The organism is Paenibacillus antibioticophila, assembly GCF_000455265.1.
GTDB lineage: Bacteria > Bacillota > Bacilli > Paenibacillales > Paenibacillaceae > Fontibacillus > Fontibacillus antibioticophila.
Genome location: NZ_HG005139.1, coordinates 1,287,228 through 1,312,824 on the forward strand (window position 1 = coordinate 1,287,228; position 25,597 = coordinate 1,312,824).

General features: G+C 37.4%; 33 protein-coding genes and 1 pseudogene. 32 read left to right on the top strand and 2 right to left on the bottom strand.

Features of this window, described 5'->3' with window-relative positions; translation table 11 throughout:
* Positions 1-173: 173 nt before the first annotated feature.
* The 3 genes from TX85_RS05645 to TX85_RS25260 all read left to right on the top strand — a co-directional run bounded on the left by TX85_RS05645 (position 174) and on the right by TX85_RS25260 (position 2,761).
* The gene (locus tag TX85_RS05645) at positions 174-653 is read left to right on the top strand and encodes a hypothetical protein (protein ID WP_044478139.1); all 480 of its coding nucleotides are present in this window, start codon (positions 174-176) and stop codon (positions 651-653) included.
* A gap of 172 nt (positions 654-825) precedes the next feature.
* Positions 826-1,473, top strand: coding sequence for a hypothetical protein (locus tag TX85_RS05650; RefSeq protein WP_044478141.1), 648 nt, complete (start codon positions 826-828; stop codon positions 1,471-1,473).
* A gap of 172 nt (positions 1,474-1,645) precedes the next feature.
* The gene (locus TX85_RS25260) at positions 1,646-2,761 is read left to right on the top strand and encodes a GTP pyrophosphokinase (protein ID WP_049894811.1); all 1,116 of its coding nucleotides are present in this window, start codon (positions 1,646-1,648) and stop codon (positions 2,759-2,761) included.
* 838 nt (positions 2,762-3,599) lie between these two features.
* On the opposite strand, the gene TX85_RS28055 is transcribed toward TX85_RS25260, so the two are convergent.
* Positions 3,600-3,974: a hypothetical protein gene (locus TX85_RS28055; RefSeq protein ID WP_071784161.1), complete on the bottom strand. Its 375-nt coding sequence runs from the start codon at positions 3,972-3,974 to the stop codon at positions 3,600-3,602.
* A 523-nt stretch (positions 3,975-4,497) separates the two neighbouring features.
* Between TX85_RS28055 and TX85_RS05660 the strand changes: the two genes are divergently transcribed.
* The 29 genes and pseudogenes from TX85_RS05660 to TX85_RS05785 all read left to right on the top strand — a co-directional run bounded on the left by TX85_RS05660 (position 4,498) and on the right by TX85_RS05785 (position 24,401).
* Positions 4,498-5,154 carry a hypothetical protein gene (locus TX85_RS05660; protein WP_044478142.1) on the top strand — a complete coding sequence of 219 codons (657 nt, stop codon included), beginning with the start codon at positions 4,498-4,500 and terminating at the stop codon, positions 5,152-5,154.
* 277 nt (positions 5,155-5,431) lie between these two features.
* Positions 5,432-5,962 (top strand): GNAT family N-acetyltransferase, encoded by a 531-nt coding sequence (locus tag TX85_RS05665; protein WP_044478143.1) that lies wholly within the window; start codon positions 5,432-5,434, stop codon positions 5,960-5,962.
* Positions 5,963-6,205: 243 nt separating this feature from the next.
* Positions 6,206-6,874, top strand: a complete 669-nt coding sequence (locus TX85_RS05670) for a cysteine hydrolase family protein (protein WP_044479831.1) — start codon at positions 6,206-6,208, stop codon at positions 6,872-6,874.
* Positions 6,875-7,053: 179 nt separating this feature from the next.
* Positions 7,054-7,464 carry a hypothetical protein gene (locus tag TX85_RS05675; RefSeq protein ID WP_233500621.1) on the top strand — a complete coding sequence of 137 codons (411 nt, stop codon included), beginning with the start codon at positions 7,054-7,056 and terminating at the stop codon, positions 7,462-7,464.
* A gap of 225 nt (positions 7,465-7,689) precedes the next feature.
* Positions 7,690-7,977: a HEPN domain-containing protein gene (locus TX85_RS05680; RefSeq protein ID WP_044478146.1), complete on the top strand. Its 288-nt coding sequence runs from the start codon at positions 7,690-7,692 to the stop codon at positions 7,975-7,977.
* Positions 7,978-8,041: 64 nt separating this feature from the next.
* Positions 8,042-8,650, top strand: coding sequence for a hypothetical protein (locus TX85_RS05685; protein ID WP_148444332.1), 609 nt, complete (start codon positions 8,042-8,044; stop codon positions 8,648-8,650).
* A 206-nt stretch (positions 8,651-8,856) separates the two neighbouring features.
* Complete coding sequence (locus TX85_RS05690) at positions 8,857-9,384, top strand: GNAT family N-acetyltransferase (protein WP_044478148.1); 528 nt, start codon at positions 8,857-8,859, stop codon at positions 9,382-9,384.
* Positions 9,385-9,576: 192 nt separating this feature from the next.
* Positions 9,577-9,996: a metallothiol transferase FosB gene (fosB, locus tag TX85_RS05695; RefSeq protein WP_044478150.1), complete on the top strand. Its 420-nt coding sequence runs from the start codon at positions 9,577-9,579 to the stop codon at positions 9,994-9,996.
* 172 nt (positions 9,997-10,168) lie between these two features.
* On the top strand, positions 10,169-11,005 hold the full coding sequence (locus TX85_RS05700; protein WP_148444333.1) for an HAD family hydrolase: 837 nt from the start codon (positions 10,169-10,171) through the stop codon (positions 11,003-11,005).
* A gap of 194 nt (positions 11,006-11,199) precedes the next feature.
* The gene (comI, locus tag TX85_RS27320) at positions 11,200-11,295 is read left to right on the top strand and encodes a competence inhibitor ComI (protein ID WP_222860697.1); all 96 of its coding nucleotides are present in this window, start codon (positions 11,200-11,202) and stop codon (positions 11,293-11,295) included.
* A gap of 242 nt (positions 11,296-11,537) precedes the next feature.
* Positions 11,538-11,813, top strand: a pseudogene (locus tag TX85_RS25775) (DUF3267 domain-containing protein); the annotation flags it as partial.
* A 261-nt stretch (positions 11,814-12,074) separates the two neighbouring features.
* Positions 12,075-13,100: a phosphotransferase enzyme family protein gene (locus tag TX85_RS05705; protein ID WP_044478152.1), complete on the top strand. Its 1,026-nt coding sequence runs from the start codon at positions 12,075-12,077 to the stop codon at positions 13,098-13,100.
* Between the two features lie 282 nt (positions 13,101-13,382).
* Positions 13,383-13,478, top strand: a complete 96-nt coding sequence (comI, locus tag TX85_RS27325; RefSeq protein WP_222860698.1) for a competence inhibitor ComI — start codon at positions 13,383-13,385, stop codon at positions 13,476-13,478.
* Positions 13,479-13,868: 390 nt separating this feature from the next.
* The gene (locus TX85_RS05710; RefSeq protein ID WP_044478153.1) at positions 13,869-14,261 is read left to right on the top strand and encodes a DUF4259 domain-containing protein; all 393 of its coding nucleotides are present in this window, start codon (positions 13,869-13,871) and stop codon (positions 14,259-14,261) included.
* A 218-nt stretch (positions 14,262-14,479) separates the two neighbouring features.
* A complete protein-coding gene (locus TX85_RS05715) occupies positions 14,480-14,893 on the top strand; it encodes a GNAT family N-acetyltransferase (RefSeq protein ID WP_044478154.1) in 414 nt (137 codons plus the stop codon).
* 150 nt (positions 14,894-15,043) lie between these two features.
* Positions 15,044-15,592, top strand: a complete 549-nt coding sequence (locus TX85_RS05720) for a P-loop NTPase family protein (RefSeq protein WP_049894814.1) — start codon at positions 15,044-15,046, stop codon at positions 15,590-15,592.
* Positions 15,593-15,807: 215 nt separating this feature from the next.
* The gene (locus tag TX85_RS25265) at positions 15,808-16,674 is read left to right on the top strand and encodes a class I SAM-dependent methyltransferase (RefSeq protein WP_049894815.1); all 867 of its coding nucleotides are present in this window, start codon (positions 15,808-15,810) and stop codon (positions 16,672-16,674) included.
* 194 nt (positions 16,675-16,868) lie between these two features.
* Positions 16,869-17,273, top strand: coding sequence for a 3-hydroxyacyl-ACP dehydratase FabZ family protein (locus tag TX85_RS05730; protein ID WP_044478155.1), 405 nt, complete (start codon positions 16,869-16,871; stop codon positions 17,271-17,273).
* A gap of 131 nt (positions 17,274-17,404) precedes the next feature.
* Positions 17,405-17,746 (top strand): hypothetical protein, encoded by a 342-nt coding sequence (locus TX85_RS05735; RefSeq protein WP_044478156.1) that lies wholly within the window; start codon positions 17,405-17,407, stop codon positions 17,744-17,746.
* A gap of 231 nt (positions 17,747-17,977) precedes the next feature.
* Positions 17,978-18,535 carry a DEAD/DEAH box helicase family protein gene (locus tag TX85_RS05740; protein ID WP_044479834.1) on the top strand — a complete coding sequence of 186 codons (558 nt, stop codon included), beginning with the start codon at positions 17,978-17,980 and terminating at the stop codon, positions 18,533-18,535.
* Positions 18,536-18,641: 106 nt separating this feature from the next.
* Positions 18,642-18,929, top strand: coding sequence for a hypothetical protein (locus TX85_RS27330; protein ID WP_044478157.1), 288 nt, complete (start codon positions 18,642-18,644; stop codon positions 18,927-18,929).
* Positions 18,930-19,044: 115 nt separating this feature from the next.
* On the top strand, positions 19,045-19,755 hold the full coding sequence (locus TX85_RS05750; RefSeq protein WP_049894816.1) for a class I SAM-dependent methyltransferase: 711 nt from the start codon (positions 19,045-19,047) through the stop codon (positions 19,753-19,755).
* Positions 19,756-19,906: 151 nt separating this feature from the next.
* Positions 19,907-20,290: a hypothetical protein gene (locus tag TX85_RS05755; protein ID WP_044478158.1), complete on the top strand. Its 384-nt coding sequence runs from the start codon at positions 19,907-19,909 to the stop codon at positions 20,288-20,290.
* 23 nt (positions 20,291-20,313) lie between these two features.
* Positions 20,314-20,667, top strand: a complete 354-nt coding sequence (locus TX85_RS05760) for a VOC family protein (protein ID WP_044478159.1) — start codon at positions 20,314-20,316, stop codon at positions 20,665-20,667.
* 292 nt (positions 20,668-20,959) lie between these two features.
* Positions 20,960-21,658 (top strand): hypothetical protein, encoded by a 699-nt coding sequence (locus tag TX85_RS05765; protein WP_233500622.1) that lies wholly within the window; start codon positions 20,960-20,962, stop codon positions 21,656-21,658.
* Between the two features lie 180 nt (positions 21,659-21,838).
* Positions 21,839-22,303: a VOC family protein gene (locus tag TX85_RS05770; RefSeq protein ID WP_044478161.1), complete on the top strand. Its 465-nt coding sequence runs from the start codon at positions 21,839-21,841 to the stop codon at positions 22,301-22,303.
* A gap of 135 nt (positions 22,304-22,438) precedes the next feature.
* The gene (locus TX85_RS05775) at positions 22,439-22,909 is read left to right on the top strand and encodes a hypothetical protein (protein ID WP_044478162.1); all 471 of its coding nucleotides are present in this window, start codon (positions 22,439-22,441) and stop codon (positions 22,907-22,909) included.
* Positions 22,910-23,020: 111 nt separating this feature from the next.
* Entirely contained in the window at positions 23,021-23,371 is a 351-nt protein-coding gene (locus TX85_RS05780; protein WP_044478163.1) for a VOC family protein, read from the top strand.
* A gap of 115 nt (positions 23,372-23,486) precedes the next feature.
* A complete protein-coding gene (locus tag TX85_RS05785) occupies positions 23,487-24,401 on the top strand; it encodes a helix-turn-helix domain-containing protein (RefSeq protein WP_044478164.1) in 915 nt (304 codons plus the stop codon).
* Between the two features lie 56 nt (positions 24,402-24,457).
* Here the strand turns inward: TX85_RS05785 and TX85_RS05790 are convergent, their stop codons facing one another.
* Positions 24,458-25,579: a GerAB/ArcD/ProY family transporter gene (locus TX85_RS05790; protein ID WP_044478165.1), complete on the bottom strand. Its 1,122-nt coding sequence runs from the start codon at positions 25,577-25,579 to the stop codon at positions 24,458-24,460.
* Between the last annotated feature and the right edge of the window lie 18 nt (positions 25,580-25,597).

A 25,597-nucleotide genomic window follows, 5' to 3' on the forward strand; every position in this document is an offset into this window, starting at 1 on the left:
CTGCGAGGCTACCGCCCTTGGTTGTCAGATGTATAATCATGGAAGAAGCTCAGACAACAAACGCCCTAGCCTAAGATAAGAGCTATCTAAGGCTGGGGCGCTTCGTGAATACAAGAACGTTATATGAAATATCTGCAAAAACTAATTTTATGAAATAAAGAGAGGAAGTATGAATGAAAAGGTATATTGAATTCTCTTTTTATCTACCGTTTTTCGATTTGATAGATGATGCATTTGAAGTGTCTAATTTAGAAGAATTAATGAATCAATTAAACATAAAGATTAATTTTATGGAATTATATGATCATTATTTATCATATGGTGAAGGAGCTAGCAGAGCAGGAAAGGGAGATATTTTTGTATTCTTTGCGAAGGATGATAGTGACGATTTTATATTAATCGATTTGTTTAGTGACTTTACTGACCAGCATAACATAGTAAAATTAGGAGTTCGCTGTGAGATTAAACATGATAATGAAAAGCGGATAAAGAATATACTTAATAATTTACATTCAAGGGCAGAGATTAAAAGTAAAATAGAAGAAAGTAATGAAGATTTACTAAAGTTAGAGATTAAGAACGAAGAGTACCCGAAAGAGATTCGTTATGGGGACCAAACATATGTGAAAAACATTCATTATAAGACCTTATAAAGCTTATGCCAGTAGTTCAAGAAGGCAGATATATCATATAACATAATATTCACGCAGCGGGCATACGCCCTTGGTCCGACATACGTCGGACACCCAGCATGCGCTGGGTCGTGAATACAGCAACGTTATGTGAAATTACCGCAAAAAATATGTAAATATAAAGGGGATAAGCATGGATAAAATCAAAGAGAATTTCAAGTTCCTTATTGATAACATAAAAAGAAAATGGAGTAATATTAGTACGGAATTAGAATCACTATTGGATGTCCTACCAGATGAATTTGAAATCGATGTTTTCAATAGAACAGTGTTAAATACTTATTTTAAACCTGATACTGAAGCGGAATTAAAGGAGTTTGAGGGGTATTTTTCTTCATTTGGAGAAATGCTAAATAAAACACTACTAGAAGAATATTCAAACGTATATTCTTTCATTGAATCTAGTACGAAATTAATCATTAAAGAAACGAACAAAGAATTAGAATACAAGAGATATAAACCAAGCCGGAAATTTAGTAGTAAATCCGAATTTTATAGAATGATTAAATTCATTGAAAATAATATTTATGAATTTAATCAGAGTGAATATACAACCATTGAAGTTATAGAGAAATACATAAGAAAGATAAGAAACAATGCGGTACATACAAATTATGATAGTATAGGGGATGAGGTAAAAAGTATGATTCTAGTTGACTACACCAATGTTGATCAAAGACTTAGAACTGTCTATTCCATTTTTGCTGATAATATTAATTCTTTATATCAAGTGGCAGAAGATTATAAATCTATTTTATTAAAGATGGCTCCTGCTAAATAATAAAAATTTATATCGTCAGTAACTCGAAGAAGGCGGCAAGATCACATAACATAATATTCACGCTGCGGGCATACGCCCTTGGCCCGGCATTCGCCGGACACCCGACATGTGTCGGGTCGTGAATACAGGAACGTTATGCGAAATCTCCTAAAAAATAATACAGGAGGAAAACATGAAGAAGAATTCTAAGAAAAGTAGGACAGAAGAAATTATTCAAGAGTATGATAATATTCGCCCTATATATGTTCAACTAACAACAAAAATAACAAGATTGTTGGAAGATCTACTACATGTGAATCATATTAAATACCATGCTATTGAATCACGCACTAAAGAAACTAGTAGTTTTAGAGAGAAGATTATTAGAAAATCAGAAAAATATATCAACCCTATTAATGAAATAACTGATTTTACTGGAATAAGATTAATTACATACTTTGTAGATGAAGTAGATAAAATTTCAGAAATTATCAAAGATGAATTTGATATTGATTTTGAGAATTCAATCGATAAGGGTAATTTACTTAATGACAATGAGTTTGGATATAGATCAGTGCATTATGTAGTCACTTTATCAAATAAAAGATCTGTATTACCTGAATGGGCTCATCTAACGAATAGAAAGTTTGAAATACAAATAAGAACTGTTCTACAACATGCATGGGCTGGAATCTCCCATACATTACAATATAAACATGAAACTGAAGTTCCTACTTCATTAAAAAGACAACTATTTCGTCTAGCTGGATTATTTGAACTCGCTGATGAAGAATTTGTTGACATAAAAGATCAACACTTTAAGATAGCAAGTCAGGTTTCCAATACTGACCAACAAGCAATAAATGATGAAATAAACTATCATACAATTCAAAGATTCTTGTATGAATCGAAACTTGTAAAAGATATACAAAACAAAGCTAATAAAATTGGATTCATATTTGAGAATCCATATGAAGAGGAAGAAGAGGAAGATGATAAGTTTGATTCTATGATAATTATTTATTGTGATATTGCTGAGATTAAAACTATTAAACAACTTGAAGACGAGTTAAGAAAGTCATATGAGCTCTCCATTTACTTTTTACGTAAGCAACGAGAAGAAATGGGGGGGGAATGGATTGTATCTAACAGTTTTTTAATATGCTTAATAATAATTTTCCTCCACTATAATAAATTCACATTAGATAAATTACAAACCCTTGGTTGGCACACACAGAATGCGAAAAGAATATTAGAAGTAACTAAAAATTTTTTGAAGGATCATCGAGAAGAAGGAGACATCGCATAACACAGCATTCACGCATCGGGCCTGATGGCCCTCGGTCCGCGCGATGTGGACAGCAATGGAAGCATAATCAGCGAACACATCCGCACTGGCTAAGGTTCCTGACGGAACCTTAGCCAGTGGGACGTCGTGAATACATAAACGTTATCCGCCACCTTTGCAAAATACATATTTAAGAAAGAGGAAGCAGGAAGCAATATGTATTAATAGAAGCAGATTGATGAAGATCGGTGTGTGTGTGGAAGTAATTCAAGAGGGCAAAGGCAGCGTCTAACCCAATGTTCCCGCAAGAGGCTGTGGCCGCTGGTCCGCAAGAAGTAGTAAGAAGAACAATCAAATCGGAGCAGAATCAGTAGCGGTGGAGAGTCTCAGGCGGACACGTCTGCAAGGCTAAGTGGCGAAGCCACCCGGCGACCTGAATCGCTGCGCTCAATGGGTTAGCAACTTAAGCCTTTCGACGTTGTGAACACAAATCGTTATAGGAAATCAGCGCAAAACAAAAATATAAACATAGCTAAACCTAAGATGAAAGGAGAATACTGATGTATGAGAACTCTGAAAGAAAGATATGATTCTTTAGAAAGATACAACTGTTTCATTGGTGGTAATGATGTGTGGCGTAGCGGGCTCTGGTAAAACTACTTTTACTCAGCAGTTAGAGAAAGATGGTTAAAAAATAACCAAATTCAATTTGAAAAAAGACTCAGGGCGTAGAATAAGCAACCCTGAGCCTTTGTTGCGTTCAATAAAATCGTAAGCCTTGGACGATAATTAAGCCCTAGATTGCCGCTGGTATAGTAGACTGTCGTTTTCCTATCCCAAAAGGCCATATTATTTAGTGCTATTGTCTTATAATAAGAATGTCTCGAGGCGGTCTTCCAGTGCTTTGAATTTGAGATATTTCCGTGTTAGTAAGATTGCGGCCTACCAAGATTAACGAAGATGTGACGTTGTTGAAATTGAAATTACCCAAGTTAGCCACATTTTGACTGCCACGGAACACCCGGAATGACCCCTGAAAGTTAATTCCCGAAAACAGTACAAGTGTTACTTGAGTGCTTTGCACAACATTTCTGAGTCGAAAGCTTGAAAGCGCATTGTCAAACCGAAACGCTCCAAGATCACGAACCGCAACCCCTCCACGTCTGAAGAGGATCCGACGACCAGAAAAATTGGTACCAGACCAAAGTGCAAGACGTACATCACTGTTTGCCAACTAAATCACTCCTTTTCTAAGGTTGATATAGTGTATTGCGGTTTTTATGAATGGTATAGACAAATAGAGCGGGGTGATAGTCTGATTTTACTAAAATAGGATAGGTGTCGGTCGTATGACAAAGAACGCTGATTTAGTCGAAGAATTCAATGAATTTTTTATGGAAGTAGAAAAAAAGTATTACCAAAGGGCTTATGTCGGAGGAGGAGGAAACCTTAAAAAAAGTTAAAACAACGATATGGAAAAGGCATATTTTTACCCTCAAGAGAAGGTTCCTACCCTGTGGCGAAAGAAGGAGATTCGATAAGGAACAACAAGCTTCCAATAGTTTTTCGAAGAAGATGTTGATATCCTATAACACCGTATTCACGCATCGGGGCTACCGCCCCTCGGTTGCCAGATGTATAATCATGGAAGAAGCTCAGACAACAAACGCCCCAGCCTAAGATAAGAGCCATCTAAGGCAGGGGCGTTTCGTGAATACAACAACGTTATCTGAAATCCCAGTTTAAAGGAGTACATAATGATACGTATTGATGATCTCGTGGGTGAAGAACAATTCTATTCTGTATCTGGACTTATTGAGTTTGAAATATTTTACAATCGAATAACGCATTTAGTAAAGTACTATAATCATTCATTGATGAGTTACTATGATTATCTCGATAAAAAGAGTCAAGAGAGAAAGTTTATTAAGGACAACATTCAAGAGATTTTAAAGTCTGCTGATTCTCAAAATATCTCTGTTACTGAGGATGAACTATTCACTTCAATCGATGATGAGATTCTGGGGATAAAGTTCAACTATCAAGAATATCAGAAAATGACATTAATTATTATTCTTTTTTCTGAAGTTGAAAAGCTTATTGACAATATCATAATTTCAGATAACACAAATAGCAGTAAGAAGATCAATGGAAAGATAGAAAAGATATTTGAAGAAAACGGTATATACGGGGAAGAGAAAACCCAAATCCTAAGTAGTATAAATTCTCTAAGACTTGTAAGGAATAAGCTTGTCCATAGATACGACCATTGGGATGACGAATTTGAGATACGTGGTCATTTATACAAGGGATTGAATCAGTTGAGTGAAGAAATTCTAGGAGACATTATTAATAATATTATCAGTTCAATTAAGAAAATAGATGAATGTTATATAAAAAATGAAATTGATTGATGAGCTTCGAAGCCTGGGACATCACATAACACCGCATTCACACATCGGCCGCTGTCGCGTCCCTCGGTCGCCCGAGGAGGAAGCAGGGGAGTATATTCAGGCGACAACCCTGCACTGGCTAAGTCTATGACCCGGCCGACCGATCCAGCGGAGCGATCGGTCGGCATCTTAAGTCAGGAGGGTTCGTGAATGCCGAAACGTTATGCGAAACCCTTGCAAATTGCTAGAAACCTTTGAAGTACATTAAAACCACATATGTAAAGGAGTTAAAGAATATATGCTGGTTAAGATGTCTCATGTAAATATGAATGATTTTAATAAGTCAAATGAGAGTTTAACTGTGTTCGGGAGAATAATCCCTAAATACGAAAATGATAAATGGAGTTATACCGAAGAGATATATTCGGAATCATATGAAAAACGATATGTCGATGAAGACATTGATAAAAGTTATGTTGATGATGCTAGCAAAGCAGTTTTTTTCTACTATGATGACAAAGACTGCGTAGGGCGGATACGACTTCGTTCTAATTGGAATGGCTATGCTCTAATGGAAGATATATCTGTCGCCAAAAAGTGGAGAGGAAGAGGCATAGGAAAAGAACTCTTGAAAGAAGGAGTTGAATGGGCGAGGAATAATGACTTTGCTGGTCTAATGCTCGAGACACAGGATGTTAATGTATCTGCATGCAGATTTTATGCAAAGAACAATTTTGTACTCGGCGCAGTAGATACTATGCTATACACTAATTTTCAGACAGCTAATGAAAAAGCGATTTTTTGGTATTTGAAATTTGAAGAAGAATAATGAATTAGGGTTTATTCGTAGATCGCATAACACCGCATTCACGCATCGGGCATTCGCCCTCGGTCCGCAAGATGGATTTTCGGGGAAGTGATTCAGCGGACAACCCTGCACTGGCTAAGTCTCCGACCCGGCAAGCCGATCTCTACGCTAGTTCGGCCAGCAGCTTAAGCCAGTGAGGGTTCATGAATGCCAGAACGTTGTATGCAATTGGGGCAAATTCGATACTGAAAGGTTGATCAGATGATGAGTAGTTACACAGACCCGAACTTTAAAAAATGCGCGATCATTACTATCGATACTCAGAACGATTTTAGTTTACCAGGAGCTGTTGCAGAAATTGCAGGCACAGTTAATGTACTGCCACACATGAAGCGAGTATTGGATGCATGTAGGAGTAGAAATATTCCTATTATGCATGTAATTCGATTATATAAGAAAGATGGCTCGAATGTTGACATTTGCCGTCGAGAATTAATTGAGACAGGTGTGCCAATTGTAACACCAGGATCTATGGGAGCAGATTTAGTTGAAATGATTAGCCCACAAAATTCAGTTCAGATAGACGACGAAGGGCTGCTCCAAGGAAGAATTCAATTAATCGCAAATAATGAATGGGTAATGTATAAGCCAAGATGGGGGGCATTTTATCAAACCGATTTAGAAGTATTTCTAAAAGAGAAGAATATAGATACGCTAATCTTTCTCGGGTGCAATTTTCCGAACTGTCCAAGAACAAGTATATATCAAGCAAGTGAAAGGGACTTTAAGGTGGTCATGGTCGAGGATGCTATATCAGGTGTTTATGATAAGGGTATTCATGAAATGATTAATATAGGAGTTAAAGTAACAAGAACAGAGGAACTTATTAGACAATTTGCAAGCACATACGAAGAAGGCCCCAACAGCATATAACAACGTATTCACGCATCTGCCATTCGGCCCTCGGTCCGGCAGAAGATTGAAGTGATTCGGTGGGGCATTTCAGAGCAGGGAAGCTCATTCAGCCGGACACACCCGCACCACCTAACCGCATCGCGGCCGTCCCTTACGGGACTCAAGTCGGTGAGGGTTCGTGAATACAAGAACGTTATATGAAATCAGCCAAGACCAATAATAAATTTATGGGAGTACTTGCGATGGAGCGGATCTATAAGCATATTGAAGAATACTCCGATCAAGAAATTGAAGAAATGCTTGAAAGACAAGAAGTAGAAGAACTAATGTACTTATCTCTTTCTGTTGGGATGTATCATCACAACTGGAAATTTGCACAAGATATTTGTCTTAGGTTAGCTCAACATGAGAACCCAATTGTAAGATCTAATGCAATTATGGGAATAGCACATGTTGCAAGAACGAAAAGGAAGTTAGATAAAAGACTCGTTAAACCAATAGTACTTAAAGAACTAAGGGAAAATAAAGAGAATAAAGGGACAATATTAGATGCAATAAGTGATATTAACCTATTTTTAAAGTGGAATCTTGCAAAAAAGCATAATTAGTAAGTCATTCGAGGAAGTGGCTGACATCATATAACATCATATCCACGCATCGGCCCTGACGGCCCTCGGTCCGCGAGAAGCTATTAGCAGAGGAGTGGTATCGCTGACACATCCGCACCGACTAACCGCATCGCGGCCGGCTGCTTTCGCAGCCTTAAGTCGGTGGGACGTCGTGATACACGAACGTTATCAGAAAGATATGCAAATTAACGTTGGAGGTAACTTATGAAGCAGAATGATAAAGTAATCGAATTGACAGCCAACGCTTACTTCGAGTCATACAAATGTTTAATGGATAGTCATATTTCGGTTTGGGACAAAAACAGAGAATCATATTCTGTCTTTTTTGTTCCAGCAATTACAACAGCTGCATTTTCATGCGAGCTTGCAATTAAGAGCATGATTCAAAAAGAGAGTGAGACTATTCCAAAGACTCATGATCTAAATAAACTCTTCTATCAACTAAATAAAAATACCAGGAAAGAAATCATAAAAAACTATTATTGCTTATAACATTAAGGCAGATTTATTTAATTCAACTGATAAAATTAATGAAGATAAATTTAAAGTTCTTCTTTTGAATTACAAAGATACTTTCACTGATTGGAGATATTTCTTTGAAGCTTTACCAAGTTTGGATTTGGATTATACGAAACAGCTTGAAGAGAGGTTTCATATGGAGAGATCAATTAGTTCTAAAATAACTCAATTTATTATATTAATGATACTTTCAGTATTTTGTTTTATATCTGGCCGTAAAGTTATTGCAATACTGGATGCAGACTTCATAAGTCATTCAGCAGTTCCCCTTAAATATTCTTTAATATTTGTCTTTTTGTTGATTGGTATTGGAATAATATTTGGATTCTTAATCAATGTTACATCTGTGTTTAGTAAAGTCATTTTGTGGTGGCCATTTATCCATTTTGCAATTCTATTGCTATGTTATTATTTGGGACAGGTATGGGAAATACTTTTAGGATTAGCCTTGTATACTGTAATAGTATTGCCAATAAACTTAATTGGTGAAGGTGTATCCTTAGGATTTCAGACGAACTGGTTAATATTTCAAAGAAATAACAAAAACATAGTTGTGGTTTTAATTGGATTGCTTTTGAATATTATTGTTATTATTTATGTTATTAATAAGATATCTAAAGATTATCTTGCAAATCTATTCATGTAATCAGAATGCCAAGGTGCTTCGTATAACACCGTATTCACGCATCGGGACTATCGTCCCTTGGTTGACAGTTGTATAATCATGGTAGTAGCTCAGTCAACAAACAACCCAGCCTAAGATAAGAGCTACCTTGGGCTGGGTTGTTTCGTGAATGCAACAACGTTAGACGAAAATTACAGAAGCATGATTTTATTGGAGGTTAATCAGGGATGATAAGGTTAAAGGAACTCGAAATTAATGTTGCTGAAAGACTGGCGGAAATTGACCGATCGGAACAAATTGATTTAATTTATGAGATTCAAGATGGCCAGATGTTAGAAGTTGCAGCAGGGCATGAGTGTCCGAATTGGAATCAACATCAGATTAGAGAAATAATAGAACGATTTAAATATGAACTTTCCAACGGTGGTAAAGCTTTTGGAGCATTTGATAAAGATCTTCTTGTTGGGTTTGCTGTACTGGCACATAAATTTAGAGGGAAGAAGAAAGACCAACTACAATTAGATCTCATGTATGTATCACGGACATATAGAAGACAAGGAATTGGTACCCAACTGATGGAGAAGATAAGTCAAGAAGCTAGAAAATGGGGAGCTGGATCGTTATATATATCATCTACGGAAACGGAATCTGCAGTCAATTTTTATAAGAGTGCTGGCTCTGAGTTGACGGATGAAATTGATCAAGAGTTATTTGAACGAGAACCTAAAGACATACACATGATAAGGATTCTTTGAGAGTAACTCAGGTAAGCTTCGTCTAACACCGTATTCACGCATCGGGTCTATCGCCCCTTGGCTGTCGGATGTATAATCATGGAAAAAGCTCAGACAACAAACGACCCAGCCTAAGATAAGAGATATCTAAGGCTGGGTCGTTTCGTAAATACAAGAACGTTATACGAAACTGGATGAAAGGATTTAAAAAATATGAACATTCAAGGAATAAATCATTTTTGTTTTTCTGTTTCCGATTTAGATAAATCTATTGAATTTTACTCGCAGGTATTTGAAGCAAAGCTTCTAGTAAAAGGAAGAAGACTGGCATATTTTGATTTGAATGGATTGTGGGTTGCATTGAATCAAGAAGATGTTTTTAGAGACCCTAGTAATAGAACTTACACCCATATAGCTTTTACAATCGATAAAGAAGACTTTGAACTAATGATAACTAAACTGAAGAACTTGAAGGTTGAAGTTTTGCCAGGGCGCGAAAGAGAAGAAAGAGATAAGAAATCGCTTTATTTTTTGGACCCAGATGGGCATATGTTTGAATTTCATACTGGGCAATTACAAGATCGTCTAGATTATTATAAAGAAGAAAAAGACCATATGTTATTTTATGAATAATATAAATTTTTGGGGTTATTCATCTAGCTTCGTATAACACCATATTCAAGCATCGGGCCATCCGACCCTCGGTCTGGCAGAAGGATTTTGGGGAAGTAGGGCAGCCGGACAAACCTGCGCTGGCTAAGTTCGTCGGACCCGGGGCATTCGCCCCTTAAGCCAGTGAGGGTTCGTGAATACAAGAACATTAAGCGAAATAACCCGAAGTATTTTCAGAGAGGAGATCTTAATGAAGTTTCCAATAATAGTTTTAGATTTAGATGGTACACTCCTCAACTCCAAAAAAGAAATATCAGATCGAAATTATAATGCCATTATGGATTGCTCGAATTTGGGGATGAAATTTATCTTTGCAACAGCACGCCCTCCAAGGGCAGTGAGATCGTTTATGAACGAGGAAATACTCAAAGTAGGTTCATTTGTTTATTACAATGGAGCCTACATTGATTGTAAACATACAGGAATTAACAAACATATATCAATTGAATCTGAAGTTACAGCAGAACTCATAGATTACTGTCTCAATTGCAATCCGGATCTTGACTTAAGTTTAGAAGTGAAAGATGAATGGATAACTTTAAGGGAATATGACTATTCAACAGTGATGCAAGTTAAAGACAATCCTATTGTAAAACCATTGGAAGAACTTAAAAGGCTTGAGGCATCAAAAATCTTGTTTTCAGGAAAAATTGATATGATTTCATTTCAAGAGAAATTTAAAATGAAATTAAACATTCTGATTACAGACAATGGAAATCTTGTTCAAGTTTCATCACCGAAGGCTTCTAAGGAAAATGCAGTAGCAGCTTTGTGTAAGGTGATGAATGTTTGTCTCGAAAACGTCATGGTTTTTGGTGATGATATTAATGATATAGGATTATTTAATATTTGTGGCTGGCCCGTGGCAATGGGGAATTCAATAGATGAATTGAAGTTAAGATCTAGAGAGATTACAGAAACTAATGATAATGATGGAGTGGCAATGATCTTGGAAAGACTTTGTGGGTAATTCATGGTTACTTCGCCTAACATCGTATCTACACTGCGTCACTGACGCTCCTTGGCCTGCCCGAGGATTTCCGAACAAGTGGGATCAGGCAGACAAACCTGCACCACCTAACCGCAATGCGGCCGGCGGCTACGTTCCCTTAAGGCTCTCGGGCTCGTGAAAACATGGTTTCCCTTTGAAAAGGAGGTGAAGCCATGGAGGTTAAAGATGGATTGACAATCATGTTCCTTTTCGGAACGTTTATCCTTGCCCTCTTAACATACATTAATTCCAACAACAAGAGAAAGTAAAAACCCACCCCAAGGTTGACGGCCAAAGGTGGGGTTTTGTTCCCTATATGACTTAGAGTGGAATAAACCATCCAAGCCAATTGTATAGCCGAGTGTTCACAGCACTCGGTTTTCTTATATAAATGATACCATATCAAAAAGGCAATGAAAACTCTGATTGCAAAGAAATGATAAGGGCATGAATAAAGACCAAACAACCTTATAAGGGCAGTATGAAGCAACTCGAAGATGGCTGGAGCATCATTAGCCTAACGTTCAGTGGTATATTTTTATGGCTCACCACAGATGCAGTCCTATCCAAAATGAGATTTTGGGTGTTTATGAGTTTGCCATACATAGTTCTATCGGTTGTACCTGCAATAATATCTTATTACTTAACAGGAAACGGAAAAAGCATTATCTTATTTGTATGCTGGATAAATCTTGTAATATCAGCTTCCGACATTATTAATTCTATTCTGATTGCTTTGAAACCTAGGCATACATTATTTTATAGAGGTCATTATAAAGTAAAGTAGAAATAATGTGGATTTTAAAGAACTTTAATAGTAATTAGAAGAAGTGGCTGACATCCGATACCATTATATTCACGCTGCGGGTCTTACGACCCCTGGTTCGCCCGATGAGGATGAACCTTGAACGAATCCAGGCGAACAACCCTGCGAGACTAACTGCGAAAGCGCAGCTGGCGACTTAGTTTCCTTAAGTCTCTCGGGATCGTAAATACGACAGCGGTTATCAGAAATTGGGGCAAGAATCAAAGACAGGGAGGTGACGTCTTGAAGCCTTTTTTTCACTTTGATACAGAAGAAGCAAGACAAAGTTTACTTGCGAGAGCAAGGAATGTTGCGCTTTGGGCAATTCAACAGTATGAATTTGATTGGAATTGTTTACGCTTCATTCAATTGTCAGATACCATTACTTACAAAATAGAAACCAATACAATGGGAAATTATTTACTTCGCATACATTCAGAAAGGGTAAACAAAGAAGAAATCATTTCTGAGATTATGTTCCTTAATGAATTAAGGAAAATAGAAGATTTAATAGCGCCTGAAGGAGTTATTAGCCGGAATGGCTCTTATGTTTTGGAATGTGAAACGGAGGATGGGTATCGGAATACCTGCGTATCAATAATGAAATGGGTCGAGGGAGAGCATTGGAGAGGGGAATTTACAGATAGTCATGTATTTAACATTGGCGTTATGATGGGGAAACTTCATGAAGTTTCTTCGAGTTTAGATGCACCATATAATTTTGTTCGACCTCACTGGGGGATTCCTAGTTTCAGGCAAGAGGTAACCAAACTAGAGCATTATTATCCCCGATTTCTATCGGGCGGATCATGGATACTTTATCAAAAAGCCATAGAAAAGATCATCCATCAATTGGGAAGCATGCAACGAGATGCTCGAAACTACGGTCTAATTCATGCGGATTTGCATTCCGGGAACATTGTATTTAACAACACGCTCCCATACCCGATTGATTTTGGGCGATGTGGTTATGGATACTTTTTGTATGATATGACAGCGGCATTGTTGGAGCCTTATCCAAAACACCGATGGTTATTAATTCAAGGCTATGAGAGTGTTATCAAACTTGATAAGGATTACATTCGCGATCTAGAATGTTTTTTCATCATGTTCATGATAGAAAACTATTGTCACCACTCGTCGGATGTTAGAGAAACTCCCAGTTTAATCGAAGAACAAAAATATGCTCTGGCTTATATCACAGAATATATAAATGACAGGTCATTCTTATTTAAAGTGATTGAACCTATAGTTCCCGAAGAATTATAGCCTTTTAGCGAACTCGGGGAAGGCCCCACCATCTGATAACACCGTATTCACGCATCGGGCTGATGCCCTCCGTCGCAGACGTGGATTCGAAAAAGCGGCTGCTGTGACAACCTCCTTCGGAGGTTCGTGAATGCGGGAGACGTTATAGGAAATTCCGGTAAAACATATTCAAACATAAAACACGAACGAACATTCTATTAATGAGTAGTTATATGTGGTAGAATAAGGAAGTACAATTGAATCTTGGGTGGGCATGGTTTCCCTTCGAAAGGAGGTGAAGCCATGGAAGTAAAAGATGCGATAACGATTATGTTCCTTTTTGGAACGTTCATTCTTGCTCTTTTGACATACATTAATAATAACAACAAGAGAAAGTAAAAACCCACCCCAAGGTTGGACGCCGAAGGTGGGTTTTTCCGTTCGCAAATGACTGAGAAGGGATTACCCATCCAAGCCAATTGTATGGACCAAGTGTTAGCGCACTTGGTCTTTATTAAATATATAGTACCACAATTGAAAAGATGTATCAAAGATTCGAAGAGTGCCCCCAACAGATAACACCATATTCACGCGGAGGGGCCATGCGGCCCCTGGGATCACCAGGAGTTAAAAACCAGAAGTGGAGTCATGCGATCAACCCTGCGAGCCTAAGTCTTCGACCTGGCGCTGGAGTGCCTTAAGGCTCTCGGGTTCGTGAATACACCAACGTTATGTAAAATTCCGGAAATACAAATAAAATATGAATAAAGAAAGCGAGAATGATGAAACATGGGAGCTTGGGGTTATGGAATTCTTGAAAATGATACTGTGTTAGATTGGGTAGAGGATCTTTTAGAAACACAAGATTTAAGTTTAATTACTGAAGCAATTGAAATGGTGCTTTCTGATAGTGAAATAGAATCATATACTGCAGAAATTGCACTAGGAGCGATAGAAATACTTGCTGCCTTGCAAGATAGACCAGGTAATGAAGAATATGATGAAGAACTTGAAAACTGGATAAACCGTCATAATGGCCAAGGCAAAGAATTATTAGTGCATTCCCAAAAAGCATTGGGGAAAATCTTAAACGAATCAGAATTAAGAGAATTAAGGGAAGGATCCGAAAAGTTTGAGGAATGGGTAAAGATTATCAAAGAATTAGAAGGAAGATTAATGTGAGGTTGATTCAAGATGTCGAGAACCTCACATTACATCGTATCTACACTGCGGGCTACGCCCTTGGTTCGCAAAAAGAGGTAATCATAGAAGTAGAATTAGGCTCACAACCCTGCGAAGCTAAGTCCGTTGGACCCGGTCGTGTACGCTCCCTTAAGCCGGAAACCCAGTGAAACCAATATTTCAAACCATATAAATTAATCATATTAGGGGGAATTTTCATGATAAAAATAAGAGAAATGACAATTAATGATTATGATGGCTCTATTGAATTATGGAAACGTACTGAAGGTATGGCACTAAGCAATGCGGATTCTAGAGACTCAATAAATTACTATTTAAATAGAAACATCGGCATGAGTTTTGTATGTGTGGACGAAGAAAAAATAATAGGAACAATATTATGTGGTCATGATGGCAGAAGAGGATATATTTATCATGTAGCAGTAGACCCTAAATATCGGGGACAATCTCTCGGTAAGAAATTAGTTGAAAATAGTCTGAAGAAAATTGAATTGGCAGGAATCGATAAGTGTCACATAATGGTCATTGCTGATAATGAAATAGGAAATAAATTTTGGACAAGAACAGAATGGATAAGAAGAGATGGAATAATATTATATTCAAGTAAGTAAAGCGAAATTAATCCAGGGAAGCGTAATCAGCTGGACAACCTTGCACCCCAACAGCGTCGTGGCCGTTCCCTCCGGTCACTTAAGCCAGTGAGGGTTCGTGAATACAGAAACGTTATGTCAAAATCATTGCAACCTGTCAGCCCTAAATAAATGGTATTCAAGGAGGAGAACAGTATCAAGATCCGCATTATTGGAGGCTGCGGTAGTGGTAAATCCTATATAGCTAAAGAATTATCAAATACATATGGAGTAAAATACTATGAACTTGACAATTTGGTATGGGATAGAAGTGCAGAAAATTTTAGATTCCCGATTGAAATCAGAGATTCAAATTTAAAGAAGATCGTGAATACAGAAGAATGGATAATCGAAGGGGTACACTATAGATGGGGGCAGGAGAGTTTTAAGGAGGCAGATTTGATTTTTATAATACAACCTAATAGAGTTTTAAGAGATTATAGAGTGATCAAAAGATTTATTAAATCAAGACTTGGTATAGAGCCATGGAATTATAAACAAACACTAAAGGATTTGTTTCAAATGCTATTTATTAGGAATAAGGACTTTGATAAGAAAAAAATAAAAGACATTTTAGAATTAACTGAGATTTACGCAGAGAAGAGATTTGTAGTACAGAATAATAAAGAAGTATTGAAGTACGTACAAGGGCATTTGGAAGTAGCTTCAAGAAGGCAATGACTTCACATAACATTATATTCGCGTCGGCGGGCTGGTTGGCGCCGTCCCTTGGTCCACCAGGGGCATTTCGAGAAGTGGAATCAGGCGGACAACCCAACACTGCCTAACCGCATCACGGTCACTCCCTTTGGTCACTTAAGGCCGTGAGGATTCGTGAATACAGGAACGTTATGCGAAAGATCCTTGCCAAAGTTAAATTTGAAAGGAAGAACAAAATGAAAAACATAAAGAATATAGTTGAATGGTGGAACAGCATTTCTGACGTGGAAGAAAAAGATATTGATGACGAATTAATCAATAGATTATTACGATGGAAAGAGATAAGACGAAATCTAGAAGGTGTTTCTACTATATTAGATATTGGTGGGGCTACAGGGGCATTTTCCATCCCATTAGCTAAAGAAGGATTTGAAGTTACCCATGTTGATATTTCACCAAGTATGTTGGAAGTAGCAAGAGAAAAAGCAAGGGGCATATCCAACATTAACTTCATTGAAGCAAATGCATGTAATTTGGATATGTTTCAAGATGCTCAGTTCGATCTTGTATTAAATATGGATGGAGCAATTTCTTTTTCTGGTGATAACGCAAGTAAGGTCATTAGTGAAAGTTGTCGTGTCGCACATAATAAGTTAATTGTTACTGTCTCAAATAGATCTTGTATGATTGCAACTTGGATCAATTACAGCCTTAGATCAACTGGCACGTTAACTCCAGCTGTATATGAAATGCTCGAAAATGGCTATTGGAATAAACATCAGTTCCCGGAGAATGAAGATATGAGTTGTTCTATACCAATGTTTAAAGCCTTTACTCTTAAAGAATTGGAGAATGAGCTTCGTGCAAATGGTATGAAAGTAATAGCAAATAGAAGTCTCGGTTCCTTGTCACATATATTTTTAATGCATTTACGAAATTCTGAATTAAGGATTAATGATTTACAAGGCGATGCATTGAATCAATTCATTGAAATCTCTGAAAAATACGACATCGAAATTATGCCAGACGGTCCAGGCTCTTTTAGAAGATCTGGAATAATTGCTGTAGCTGAAACTAGTGGTAGGCAAGGATCCTTCGCATAACACCGTATTCACGCTGCGGGCCTGACGGCCCTTGGTCTGCAAGAGGCATCTCGTGGAAGCGGATTCAGCAGACAACCCTGCACTAGCTAAGTCCGTCGGACCCGGCAACTGAAGCTGCCTTAAGTCAGTGAGGGTTCTTGAACTCAACACGTTATCGGAAATTGTTGCAAAATAAAATACAAAGGAGTCAAGTGATGATTGATATTTCAAGTACTATTCCTCATAGGTATCCGTTTTTATTTATTGATAAGGTATTGGAGGTTGAAAAAAACAAATGGGCAAAGGGATATAAACTTGTTACAAGAAATGAATGGTTTTTTTATGAAGAAGAAGCCTCTGTTCCAAGCACCTTGATAGTTGAAGCACTTGCTCAATTGGGAGCATTTGCTACGATATCTGCAGATAAGGGGCTTGGATTTCTATCTGCGCTTAAAGGAGTAGAAGTGCTAGGACAAGCGTATCCAGGGGATCGGATAGATTTATATTATGAAATTATCAAGAACAAACGAGGGTTTGTAATCGGAAAAGGAATTGCGTCAGTAAACGAACAAGTCATTTTAAAAGCAGACGAAATTATGATTTACTTACAAGCCATTTGAATGTAACTCGGAGAAGGCAACAGCATCCGATAACACAGCATTCACGCATCGGGGCTAGCGCCCCTCGGTCCACGGGAAGCAATTGCTCAAGTAGCGAAATCAGCGGACAAGAAATAACGGAGGTGAATATAATGAAGGTCATAACACTTTGTGGGTCAACAAAGTTTAAGAGAGAATTTGAACAAGCGAATAGATATTTAACCCTTAAAGGAAATATTGTTATTAGTTTAGCTTTTTTTGAGCAAAGCGAAGGAATTGAGATTGCTAAGGAACAGGCAGCATTATTTGGAAAAATCCATTTTCGTAAAATTGATATGTCAGATGAAATATTTGTTATCGATGTTGGTGGTTACATTGGCAGTAGTACAAGAAAAGAAATTGAATATGCAATTGAAAATGGAAAAATAGTTAAGTTCTATTCAAAAAGCGAATTAGTAAAACATGACAAGACAAACGAATTAATTCTGAAATAATATTGGTGGTAGTTCAAAGAAGTCGCTGACATCTCATAACATAGTATCTACGCTGCGGGCTGTTTGGCCCTTGGTCTGCAAGATGTGCTTCAGGAAGTGAATTCACAACAGACCCTGCGAGTCTAAGTACGTTGGACCCGGCGCGATGCGCCTTAAGCCTTTCGGGTTCGTGAATGCCTGAACGTTATAGGAAATCAGCGGGGAAGCTTTGAGAGAAAGGGAGTGATCAAAATCAAATTTATTCTTTTATTCGGTCCCCAAGCCGTTGGAAAAATGACAATAGGCCATGAATTAACAAAAATCACTGACTTAAAATTATTTCACAATCATATGTCAATCGAATTATTCCATCCTTTCTTTGGCTTTGGTAGTGAAACGTGGAGGCTTTCTAATCTTATAAGAAGAGAGTTGTTTGAATCATTTTCTAGTAGTAATCAATATGGACTTATTTTTACATATGTATGGGGATTTGATCTTCAAGGAGATTGGGAATTTGTGAAACAAACCTGTGATATTTTTGAATCAAAAGGATCAGAGGTTTATTTCGTTGAATTAGAAGCAGATATTGATGAAAGACTAAAAAGAAATAAAACTAGTTTTAGACTTGATCAAAAGCCAACAAAAAGAAACATCGAACAATCTGAAAAAGACATGTTGAATACTATGGAGAAACATAGACTGAATTCTTACCAAGGAGAAATTCAAAGAGAAAACTATTTAAGGATTAATAACACACATTTAAGTGCCAAAGAAGTTGCAAATCAAATAAAAGTAAAATTCAATTTGTAACAACACGATGTGAGTGGTTCGAAGAAGCCGCTAACATCCTATAACACAGTATTCACGCGGCGGGTCGGCTGGTGCCGTCCCTTGGTCCGCCAGGGGAATACGAGAGATGTTAAGTGAAATCCCAAAGGTAAACTCGGAAGTGATTATACTACTGAAGAAGGATATGACTTTTGCGCGATTAACTGGCATTGAGGTGCTCGCAGTTGTTAAAGATGCACTGGGTACCAATAATAATCGATTCAATATTTCAAGTGGAAGAATGATAGCTTTATTCTGGGGCAGCTCGAAGATGGCTGGGACATCACATAACAATGAAATCACTGCGTTCTCTGAGTCCCTGGGTCGCCAGAGGAATTTTGGGGAAGTGGTTTCAGTCGAAACCTGCACCTACTAAGCGCATGGCACCCATAGACCCCACGGCTTTTAAGTCGGTGAGAAATCGTGTGTGCGGAAACGTTATGTGGCAAGCTTAATTAATGAAGTTACCTAAATATTATGGAGGTGAAGTCATGAATAACATAAAAGAATACTACATGGGTTATGATGAAGAAAACAGGCTCAATAAAGACAATGCACATAGAGTCGAATTCGATACAACTATTCATTTGTTAAATAGATATATAAACAAAAACTCAAGAATACTCGATATTGGAGCAGGGACAGGCCGGTATACTTTTTTTTATGCAAACAAAGGTGCTTCGGTATTCTCAATGGATCTTGTTGAAAAGCATGTTGAAATAATAGAAGATAAACTAAATAAGAGCCGTGGATTGAAAATTAAGGTAGAACAGGGAGATGCTTTAGATTTATCCAGATTTGCTGATGGCGAATTCAGTACTGTACTCTGCATGGGTCCGCTATATCATTTGCATGAGCAAGAGCAACATATGAAGTGTCTAAATGAATGCAGAAGAGTATTACAACCTAATGGTATCTTGGCAGTAGCTTATATAAATAAAAGAGCGCTTATGGAGTTTGATGAGAACCCTCATTTTGTTGGTTTGGAATCAAATTATATGGAAGCTATTCTAAATGGAATGGATTTCAGAGTTAGAGAACATATTGCTACAGATGGTGTTACCCCAAAGATCGGGAGATTAGTTAATGAATTAAGTGAAAAACAATATAAACGTTGGTTAGATTTCCATATAGAAATGTATAATTCGAAAGCCGCAATTGAAAATACACTCCATGCTTTGATAATAGCAGAAAAGGTTTAGCTCAGACAACAAACGCCCCAGCCTAAGATAAGAGCTATCTAGGGCTGGGGCGTTTCGTGAATACAAGAACGTTAGCTGATATCGTCGGGATAAAAACATGTTAAGAATATCCATAATGGAGGTATGGAAATGGATCTACGCTTAACATTCAATGAGGATGCTAGACCCGCAAATAAAGCAACAACAACTTGAGAAAAAACGTTTGGGAAGATTAAATGCATTAAGACATTTCGGATTTGTTGATGTTACTGATAAGCTTTATTATGGCACAAGGACATTTAACGCAAAAGATTATACTACACTAATCAGTACATATTCAGACCACAAGGCAATGCCTGAAGAGATCCGAATACCATTCTTGAAAGAAATCGCTGATATAATTGACCGCTGTGGTGGAAAATTTACCCTTTCTGATACTATGTTATTGTGCATGGGATCAAACCATAACCACTTTAATGCTAATAAGCTTACTCTACAGTATAAGCATAATCAGAAGTTGTCTTGTTTAATAATTTTTGTATATTGCGTAAGATAAAATAAAAAGGAGATAAGAGTTGTATGACAAACCCTATTCAAAACCAAATCAAAGGTGTATTTATTCCGGTTAAAAATATTGAAAGTGCTAGGGATTGGTATTGTAGTTTACTTGGATTGTCTACCGATGGGGAGATCTATTTTGGCCATATTTATGTTTTAATGATGCAAGGAGAAACCAGCATTGTACTAGATAGCAAGATATATTCGCCAGAAAATGTATATAGAATTCCTGTATTACAATTAGCCACTGATAATATTAAAAAGGCATATCAATTTATGAGATCAAGGAATGTTGAAGTTATTACTGAAATTCAGAATGGACATTGGTTTAATATTAAAGATCCAGATGGGAATGTATTAATGATTTGTAAGTAAAGATATTTGCGGGTGAATTCCAAGATGTCGTCAGCATCAGATAACAATGCATTCACGCGACGGATCGGCAGGCGATCCTTGGTCGCCGAGAGGCATTTTGAGGAAGCGAATTCAGGCGACAACCCTGCGACCTAACCGCGTCGCGGCCACCCCCTTTGGGAGCTTAAGGTCCTTGGGTTCGTGAATGAAAGAATGTTATATGAAATTAATTTGAAATTAGTTATGGGGGGGAAGGGATTTGAGGGCTACCCAAGATGTACTTAGTATTTGGAGGAAGTTTGACAATTTTCCCATGGAAACAATAACAAAAGCTTGGTATTTTCAATTAGCTTCGGAATTTAAGCAACGAACAATTGAACAAATGAAAACACATAGAGGGCAGTATGGAACTTCAGGAAATTGTTTTGATTTAGCAATGTGGTTAATTCATGAATTCAGACAAGAGAAATTTACTAGTTATGCAATATTAACGCCAGACTCCCACGTTGCTGTGGTTGCATTAAACGAGAATGGAGATAGGTACTTATGTGATTTAGGTGATCAATGGATTGAACCGATATTAATAGAACAAAATAATGAAGATTATACGGAAGAGTTCATGGATAACTTCTTTCCAGGTGCACAAGTAAAATTGGAATCACAAGTGAATAGCCTATTAGTGACATATAGAAGACCGAACGGTAAAGAAAGTAAGCAAAAGTATATCCTAGATCCTATATCGGATGAAAGATTAATCGCTGAGGGTGAGAAGACTCAACGTTCTCTAAGGACAGCACTTGTTGAAAGGAGAATTTTTACTGATAGTCAGGTAATCCATTGGGAGTTTGACAACTATATTAGTTTCTTTAGTTCAATGGATGGAAAGCAGATTGAGAAAAAACTTCAAACTATAGAAGAATGGGCAGAACGAATCGGTAACGTAAGTGGTATAGATAAGAGGATAATAAGAAATGCTTTGGAAGTGTATACGAAGAAGTCCCCCCAGAATTAACATCATATAACACAGTATTCACACGGCGGGGCTTTCGCCCCTTGGTTGCCGGATGTATAATCATGGTAGATATAGCAGGCAACACACGACCTAGCCTAAGATAGGAGCTATCTAAGGCTGGGTCTTTTCGTGAATACAAGAACGTTATACGAAACCGGCGAGATCGAAAGGAGAAAAACTATGATACTTGGATTATATGAAGCACATTTACCAGTGAGTAATTTACATAAATCAATTGAATTTTATTCTAAATTAGGATTAGAACTTGCCTGGAAAGATGAAGATACAGCTTTCTTTTGGATTGAAAAAGAAAAGAGCTGGATTGGTCTGTGGCAAGGAGAAGAATATAAAACTTCTTATCATCCGTCATTGAGACATATAGCATTTAGGGTTAGTTATACTGATCTTAAAGATATCTTAAATTGGCTTCGATCTATCGAAATAGAACCTGTACCATTCGGAAAAAGAGATTCAGTAAATCCATTTATTCGACCAAATCAGGGAAATGCTTCAGTCTATTTTAATGATCCAGATGGAAATAGTTTAGAATTGATGTGTTTTATAAATGTCCCTGAAAAATTAAAGAATGTATCAAAAAAATTATCAATAGAAGAATGGGAGAATCTATTGAAAGAGATGAATTAATAGATCGTGTGTTGTTGGTCAGGCAGACAATACTGCGAGGCAAAGTGGCGGAGCCACCCGCTCCCGATGGCCACTTAAGCCACTCGGGTTCGTGAATGCCATAACGTTATAGAAAATAGGCATAGGGAGGAAAACATGAGTAAGTATTCTTTTATAGTTTCAAATATTCCATTACCAGAGGTAGACTTCACAGCAGCAAAGAAAATGAAATATAGAGAATACAAAAAAATAAACAAGGAAAAGGAAAGTAATTCTATTCTAAGTCAATTGGATGATGAAGCAGTGGTTCTAATTATGGACCCAACAAAGATGAATTATCTTAGCATAACCAATTGTACCAACCCACCCTATGGTTTAGAAGAATATACACAGAAAGATTATATTTATTGGCTCGAGGGTGACTCAGATAACGAAATATGGCAAGAACAACTCTATGAGTATTTGAAAGGGCTGAATAATAAAGATGGACTAGAAATATGGTCGATATGGTTCGGAGATGGACCTCAAGATATTAATGAAATGAAAATTAAATTATCAGAATCTAAGATAGCCGATTTAGAAGTATTGAAGAATTTGAGTATGAATTACTGCATAAAAATTGAATGAAGTTGATTAGCTGATTCCAGAGAGATGCCCACATTCTCTGCACCTAAGGGACATAAACATTACTACCTAATAAAAGAATTGAATTAAAGTGGAATTTGGAGGGGAAAGTCTATGATTATTAAGTACCATTGTGTGAATATTTCATCTATTAACCCGAAAGCGTTGGTTGAATTCTATAATGAAAAGTTAGGAATTCCTATAATAGAACCTGATGAAAATTATGATGGTGTTTCTTTGGGTTTTATCGGAGACGCTCCAGTCATAGTAATTTGGGATGAGTCGAAATGGGGAAAATCAAGTGAAGGGAAAGTAAACTTCGTATTCAATTGTGATGATCTTGATAGAACATATGTAGAATTGAAAGAGAAGATCGTTAATATACAACCGCCAACAACGGCAGCATGGGGAGGCAAAGAACTTACTTTTTGTGATCCTGATGGAAACAAAATACTACTTTTATAAGGGTAATCATGGAAGAAGCTCAAACAACAAACTAATTTTCTTTACATATTTTGCGCAGTAATTGTAAAGATCTATTGCGAAAAAATCCTACAATTATAGTTAAAGGAGGTGGCTAATGGATAACTTTAAAGCCCTTGAAAGCGTAGTTGAATATCTGGAGAATGAAATTTCCGGTTCAAATGAAGTTGACTTTACTGTCATTTCAAAAATTGCATGTTGCCCGGCCCCTTTATTCCAGCGAATTTTTGTATATATTACCGGAATAACAATATCCGAATACTTGATGCGTCGTCGATTGACATTGGCGGGTTATGACATAAAAAATAGCAAGGAAAAAATAATTGACATAGCTATGAAGTACGGATTTAATTCTCATTCTTCGTTTACTAGAGCATTCAAACAGCACCATAAGATTTCGCCCTCCAGTATTAGAAAGGGAGGAGTTAAGCTTAATGATTATCCTAGAGCCTCCTTCACCAATATCAGAATTGTAGGAGGAAAACGAATTATGGCAGATTTAAAAAGAATTGAATACATGGAATATGGTCCTCGAAAAATTGTGGGCATGATGAAAATGACTTCATTTCAAAAAGCAGGGGAAGAATGCTGGGGTTCAGCCTTTAATGAAGGTTTGTTTGACAAATTCTCCGAAATTGAAAATTGGATCTGCAAAGACATTGATAATTATGTTGGGCTTGGTCACATGAGTAAATTTATCGGAAAGGATAGCTTCCAGTATATCATAGGTAAATTTGTTCAACCTGATGCACCAATCCCAGAAAATATGTATTTTCAGAATATTTCAGCAGGAACAGTGGCTAATGTATGGATCGAAGCAGATAATCTTAACGATATTATTGATTCTGCATATTTAATTTGTTCCGAGGCGATTGAGAAAACAGGATATAAAATTGATCATGAAAACTTTTATTGGTGTGATGTTTACACATACGATAGATACTGCACCCCGCTAGAAAAGGGAGAGAAAATTATTCTTGATTATTTATTGCCTGTTATTAAACGTAAATAGCAAATAAACTCGGTCATCACCATAGAGCATTTCGAGGGAGCGGATTTCAGGACGGATCAACTTTTATTTGGTTGGCTCCTTTTTGAGCCGGACATTTTTTTCAGCAAATGAATTACAACCACGATCAACAAAGGAACTGTGAATCCGGTCAACTTCCATAGGGGAAGGATTACCGTGATGTGCTCCGTCAATTTTGTTTCGCTTCGGTGCATAATAAAAGCGAATAGCATATTGATGAAAGCCAGCGGAAGTATAAACACGTTCTCATCTTTTAATTTGCATGTACGTACAATTAATTGATTTAATATGAAAAGTGTAAGGCAGGCTTTCATGTAGGAGCTTACAATTAAAGCTATCCCAACAATGAACTCCACCCGCTGAATAATAGGTTGTACATTAATCACTCGCGCAACTTCTACCATCGAATACTTTCTTTCCCCGGCTAAAGGTCCGAAAACAAGGATGGTTGATATCGTGACCGCAATCAAGGTGACCAGAGCGATAACAAACGTAACCGTCAGCTTTTTAGGTAAACCCCGGGCCGGCCGGCGAACAAAAGGAAGGAGCAGGGCAAGCAAGACCGGTTCTGCGTGGGTGAAACCATAGGAAAGGTAGGCGCCATGCAGTACAGGTTTGATTCCGTCAGGGAGAATAGGTAATAGAAATTCGCCGTGATAATTGGGAAAGGATAACAGCATGGTCAAGATGATGAACAGCATTACGGCGAAGATCAAAATGGTAAACATTCTGCTCATGACTTCAATCCCTGCCCGTACCGTCATGGCCACTGTCGTGAAGATCAAGAAATCGAATATGTATTGGGGAGTTTGCCTCATTAAAGAGCTGTTGGCATATTTGCCTACTTCAAACACGATATCCGTACTCATTTCGAACATCAGCGAAATAAACGGGATAGCAATCACAATGGCTGGCAAGGTTCCCAAAATCGCTTGGCTATATTCACTAAAGGATTGTCCGGGATATTCTTTATCCAAGTAAAGGACAAGCAGCAATTGAAGCATGGCAACCGCGCCGGAGAGCAACAGAGAAATCCACACCCCGTTCTTGGCGAATCCAATTAACGGCCCGGGAAGGTTGACAATAACCGAGCCGGTTAAATAAACAAAAAACAATACGATCAATTGTTCTTGACTTACGATTTGTTTATGTTTATTCATCAAGATGCTGCTGCTCCT

What these genes read in the sequence shown, in the direction of transcription:
- TX85_RS05645 (WP_044478139.1), top strand. Translation starts at nt 174, where the DNA reads ATGAAAAGGTATATTGAATTCTCTTTTTATCTACCGTTTTTCGATTTG.
- fosB (WP_044478150.1), top strand. Translation starts at nt 9,577, where the DNA reads ATGAACATTCAAGGAATAAATCATTTTTGTTTTTCTGTTTCCGATTTA.
- TX85_RS05780 (WP_044478163.1), top strand. Translation starts at nt 23,021, where the DNA reads ATGATTATTAAGTACCATTGTGTGAATATTTCATCTATTAACCCGAAA.
- TX85_RS05730 (WP_044478155.1), top strand. Translation starts at nt 16,869, where the DNA reads ATGATTGATATTTCAAGTACTATTCCTCATAGGTATCCGTTTTTATTT.
- TX85_RS05775 (WP_044478162.1), top strand. Translation starts at nt 22,439, where the DNA reads ATGAGTAAGTATTCTTTTATAGTTTCAAATATTCCATTACCAGAGGTA.
- TX85_RS05770 (WP_044478161.1), top strand. Translation starts at nt 21,839, where the DNA reads ATGATACTTGGATTATATGAAGCACATTTACCAGTGAGTAATTTACAT.
- TX85_RS05760 (WP_044478159.1), top strand. Translation starts at nt 20,314, where the DNA reads ATGACAAACCCTATTCAAAACCAAATCAAAGGTGTATTTATTCCGGTT.
- comI (WP_222860697.1), top strand. Translation starts at nt 11,200, where the DNA reads ATGGAGGTTAAAGATGGATTGACAATCATGTTCCTTTTCGGAACGTTT.
- TX85_RS05735 (WP_044478156.1), top strand. Translation starts at nt 17,405, where the DNA reads ATGAAGGTCATAACACTTTGTGGGTCAACAAAGTTTAAGAGAGAATTT.
- TX85_RS05680 (WP_044478146.1), top strand. Translation starts at nt 7,690, where the DNA reads ATGAAGCAGAATGATAAAGTAATCGAATTGACAGCCAACGCTTACTTC.
- TX85_RS05755 (WP_044478158.1), top strand. Translation starts at nt 19,907, where the DNA reads ATGAGGATGCTAGACCCGCAAATAAAGCAACAACAACTTGAGAAAAAA.
- TX85_RS05690 (WP_044478148.1), top strand. Translation starts at nt 8,857, where the DNA reads ATGATAAGGTTAAAGGAACTCGAAATTAATGTTGCTGAAAGACTGGCG.
- TX85_RS05765 (WP_233500622.1), top strand. Translation starts at nt 20,960, where the DNA reads ATGGAAACAATAACAAAAGCTTGGTATTTTCAATTAGCTTCGGAATTT.
- TX85_RS05720 (WP_049894814.1), top strand. Translation starts at nt 15,044, where the DNA reads ATGGTATTCAAGGAGGAGAACAGTATCAAGATCCGCATTATTGGAGGC.
- TX85_RS05790 (WP_044478165.1), bottom strand. Translation starts at nt 25,579, where the DNA reads ATGAATAAACATAAACAAATCGTAAGTCAAGAACAATTGATCGTATTG.
- TX85_RS05785 (WP_044478164.1), top strand. Translation starts at nt 23,487, where the DNA reads ATGGATAACTTTAAAGCCCTTGAAAGCGTAGTTGAATATCTGGAGAAT.
- TX85_RS05715 (WP_044478154.1), top strand. Translation starts at nt 14,480, where the DNA reads ATGATAAAAATAAGAGAAATGACAATTAATGATTATGATGGCTCTATT.
- TX85_RS05750 (WP_049894816.1), top strand. Translation starts at nt 19,045, where the DNA reads ATGAATAACATAAAAGAATACTACATGGGTTATGATGAAGAAAACAGG.
- TX85_RS05710 (WP_044478153.1), top strand. Translation starts at nt 13,869, where the DNA reads ATGGGAGCTTGGGGTTATGGAATTCTTGAAAATGATACTGTGTTAGAT.
- TX85_RS05660 (WP_044478142.1), top strand. Translation starts at nt 4,498, where the DNA reads ATGATACGTATTGATGATCTCGTGGGTGAAGAACAATTCTATTCTGTA.
- TX85_RS05665 (WP_044478143.1), top strand. Translation starts at nt 5,432, where the DNA reads ATGCTGGTTAAGATGTCTCATGTAAATATGAATGATTTTAATAAGTCA.
- TX85_RS27330 (WP_044478157.1), top strand. Translation starts at nt 18,642, where the DNA reads ATGTTAAGTGAAATCCCAAAGGTAAACTCGGAAGTGATTATACTACTG.
- TX85_RS05675 (WP_233500621.1), top strand. Translation starts at nt 7,054, where the DNA reads ATGAAATCAGCCAAGACCAATAATAAATTTATGGGAGTACTTGCGATG.
- comI (WP_222860698.1), top strand. Translation starts at nt 13,383, where the DNA reads ATGGAAGTAAAAGATGCGATAACGATTATGTTCCTTTTTGGAACGTTC.
- TX85_RS05650 (WP_044478141.1), top strand. Translation starts at nt 826, where the DNA reads ATGGATAAAATCAAAGAGAATTTCAAGTTCCTTATTGATAACATAAAA.
- TX85_RS05670 (WP_044479831.1), top strand. Translation starts at nt 6,206, where the DNA reads ATGAGTAGTTACACAGACCCGAACTTTAAAAAATGCGCGATCATTACT.
- TX85_RS25260 (WP_049894811.1), top strand. Translation starts at nt 1,646, where the DNA reads ATGAAGAAGAATTCTAAGAAAAGTAGGACAGAAGAAATTATTCAAGAG.
- TX85_RS25265 (WP_049894815.1), top strand. Translation starts at nt 15,808, where the DNA reads ATGAAAAACATAAAGAATATAGTTGAATGGTGGAACAGCATTTCTGAC.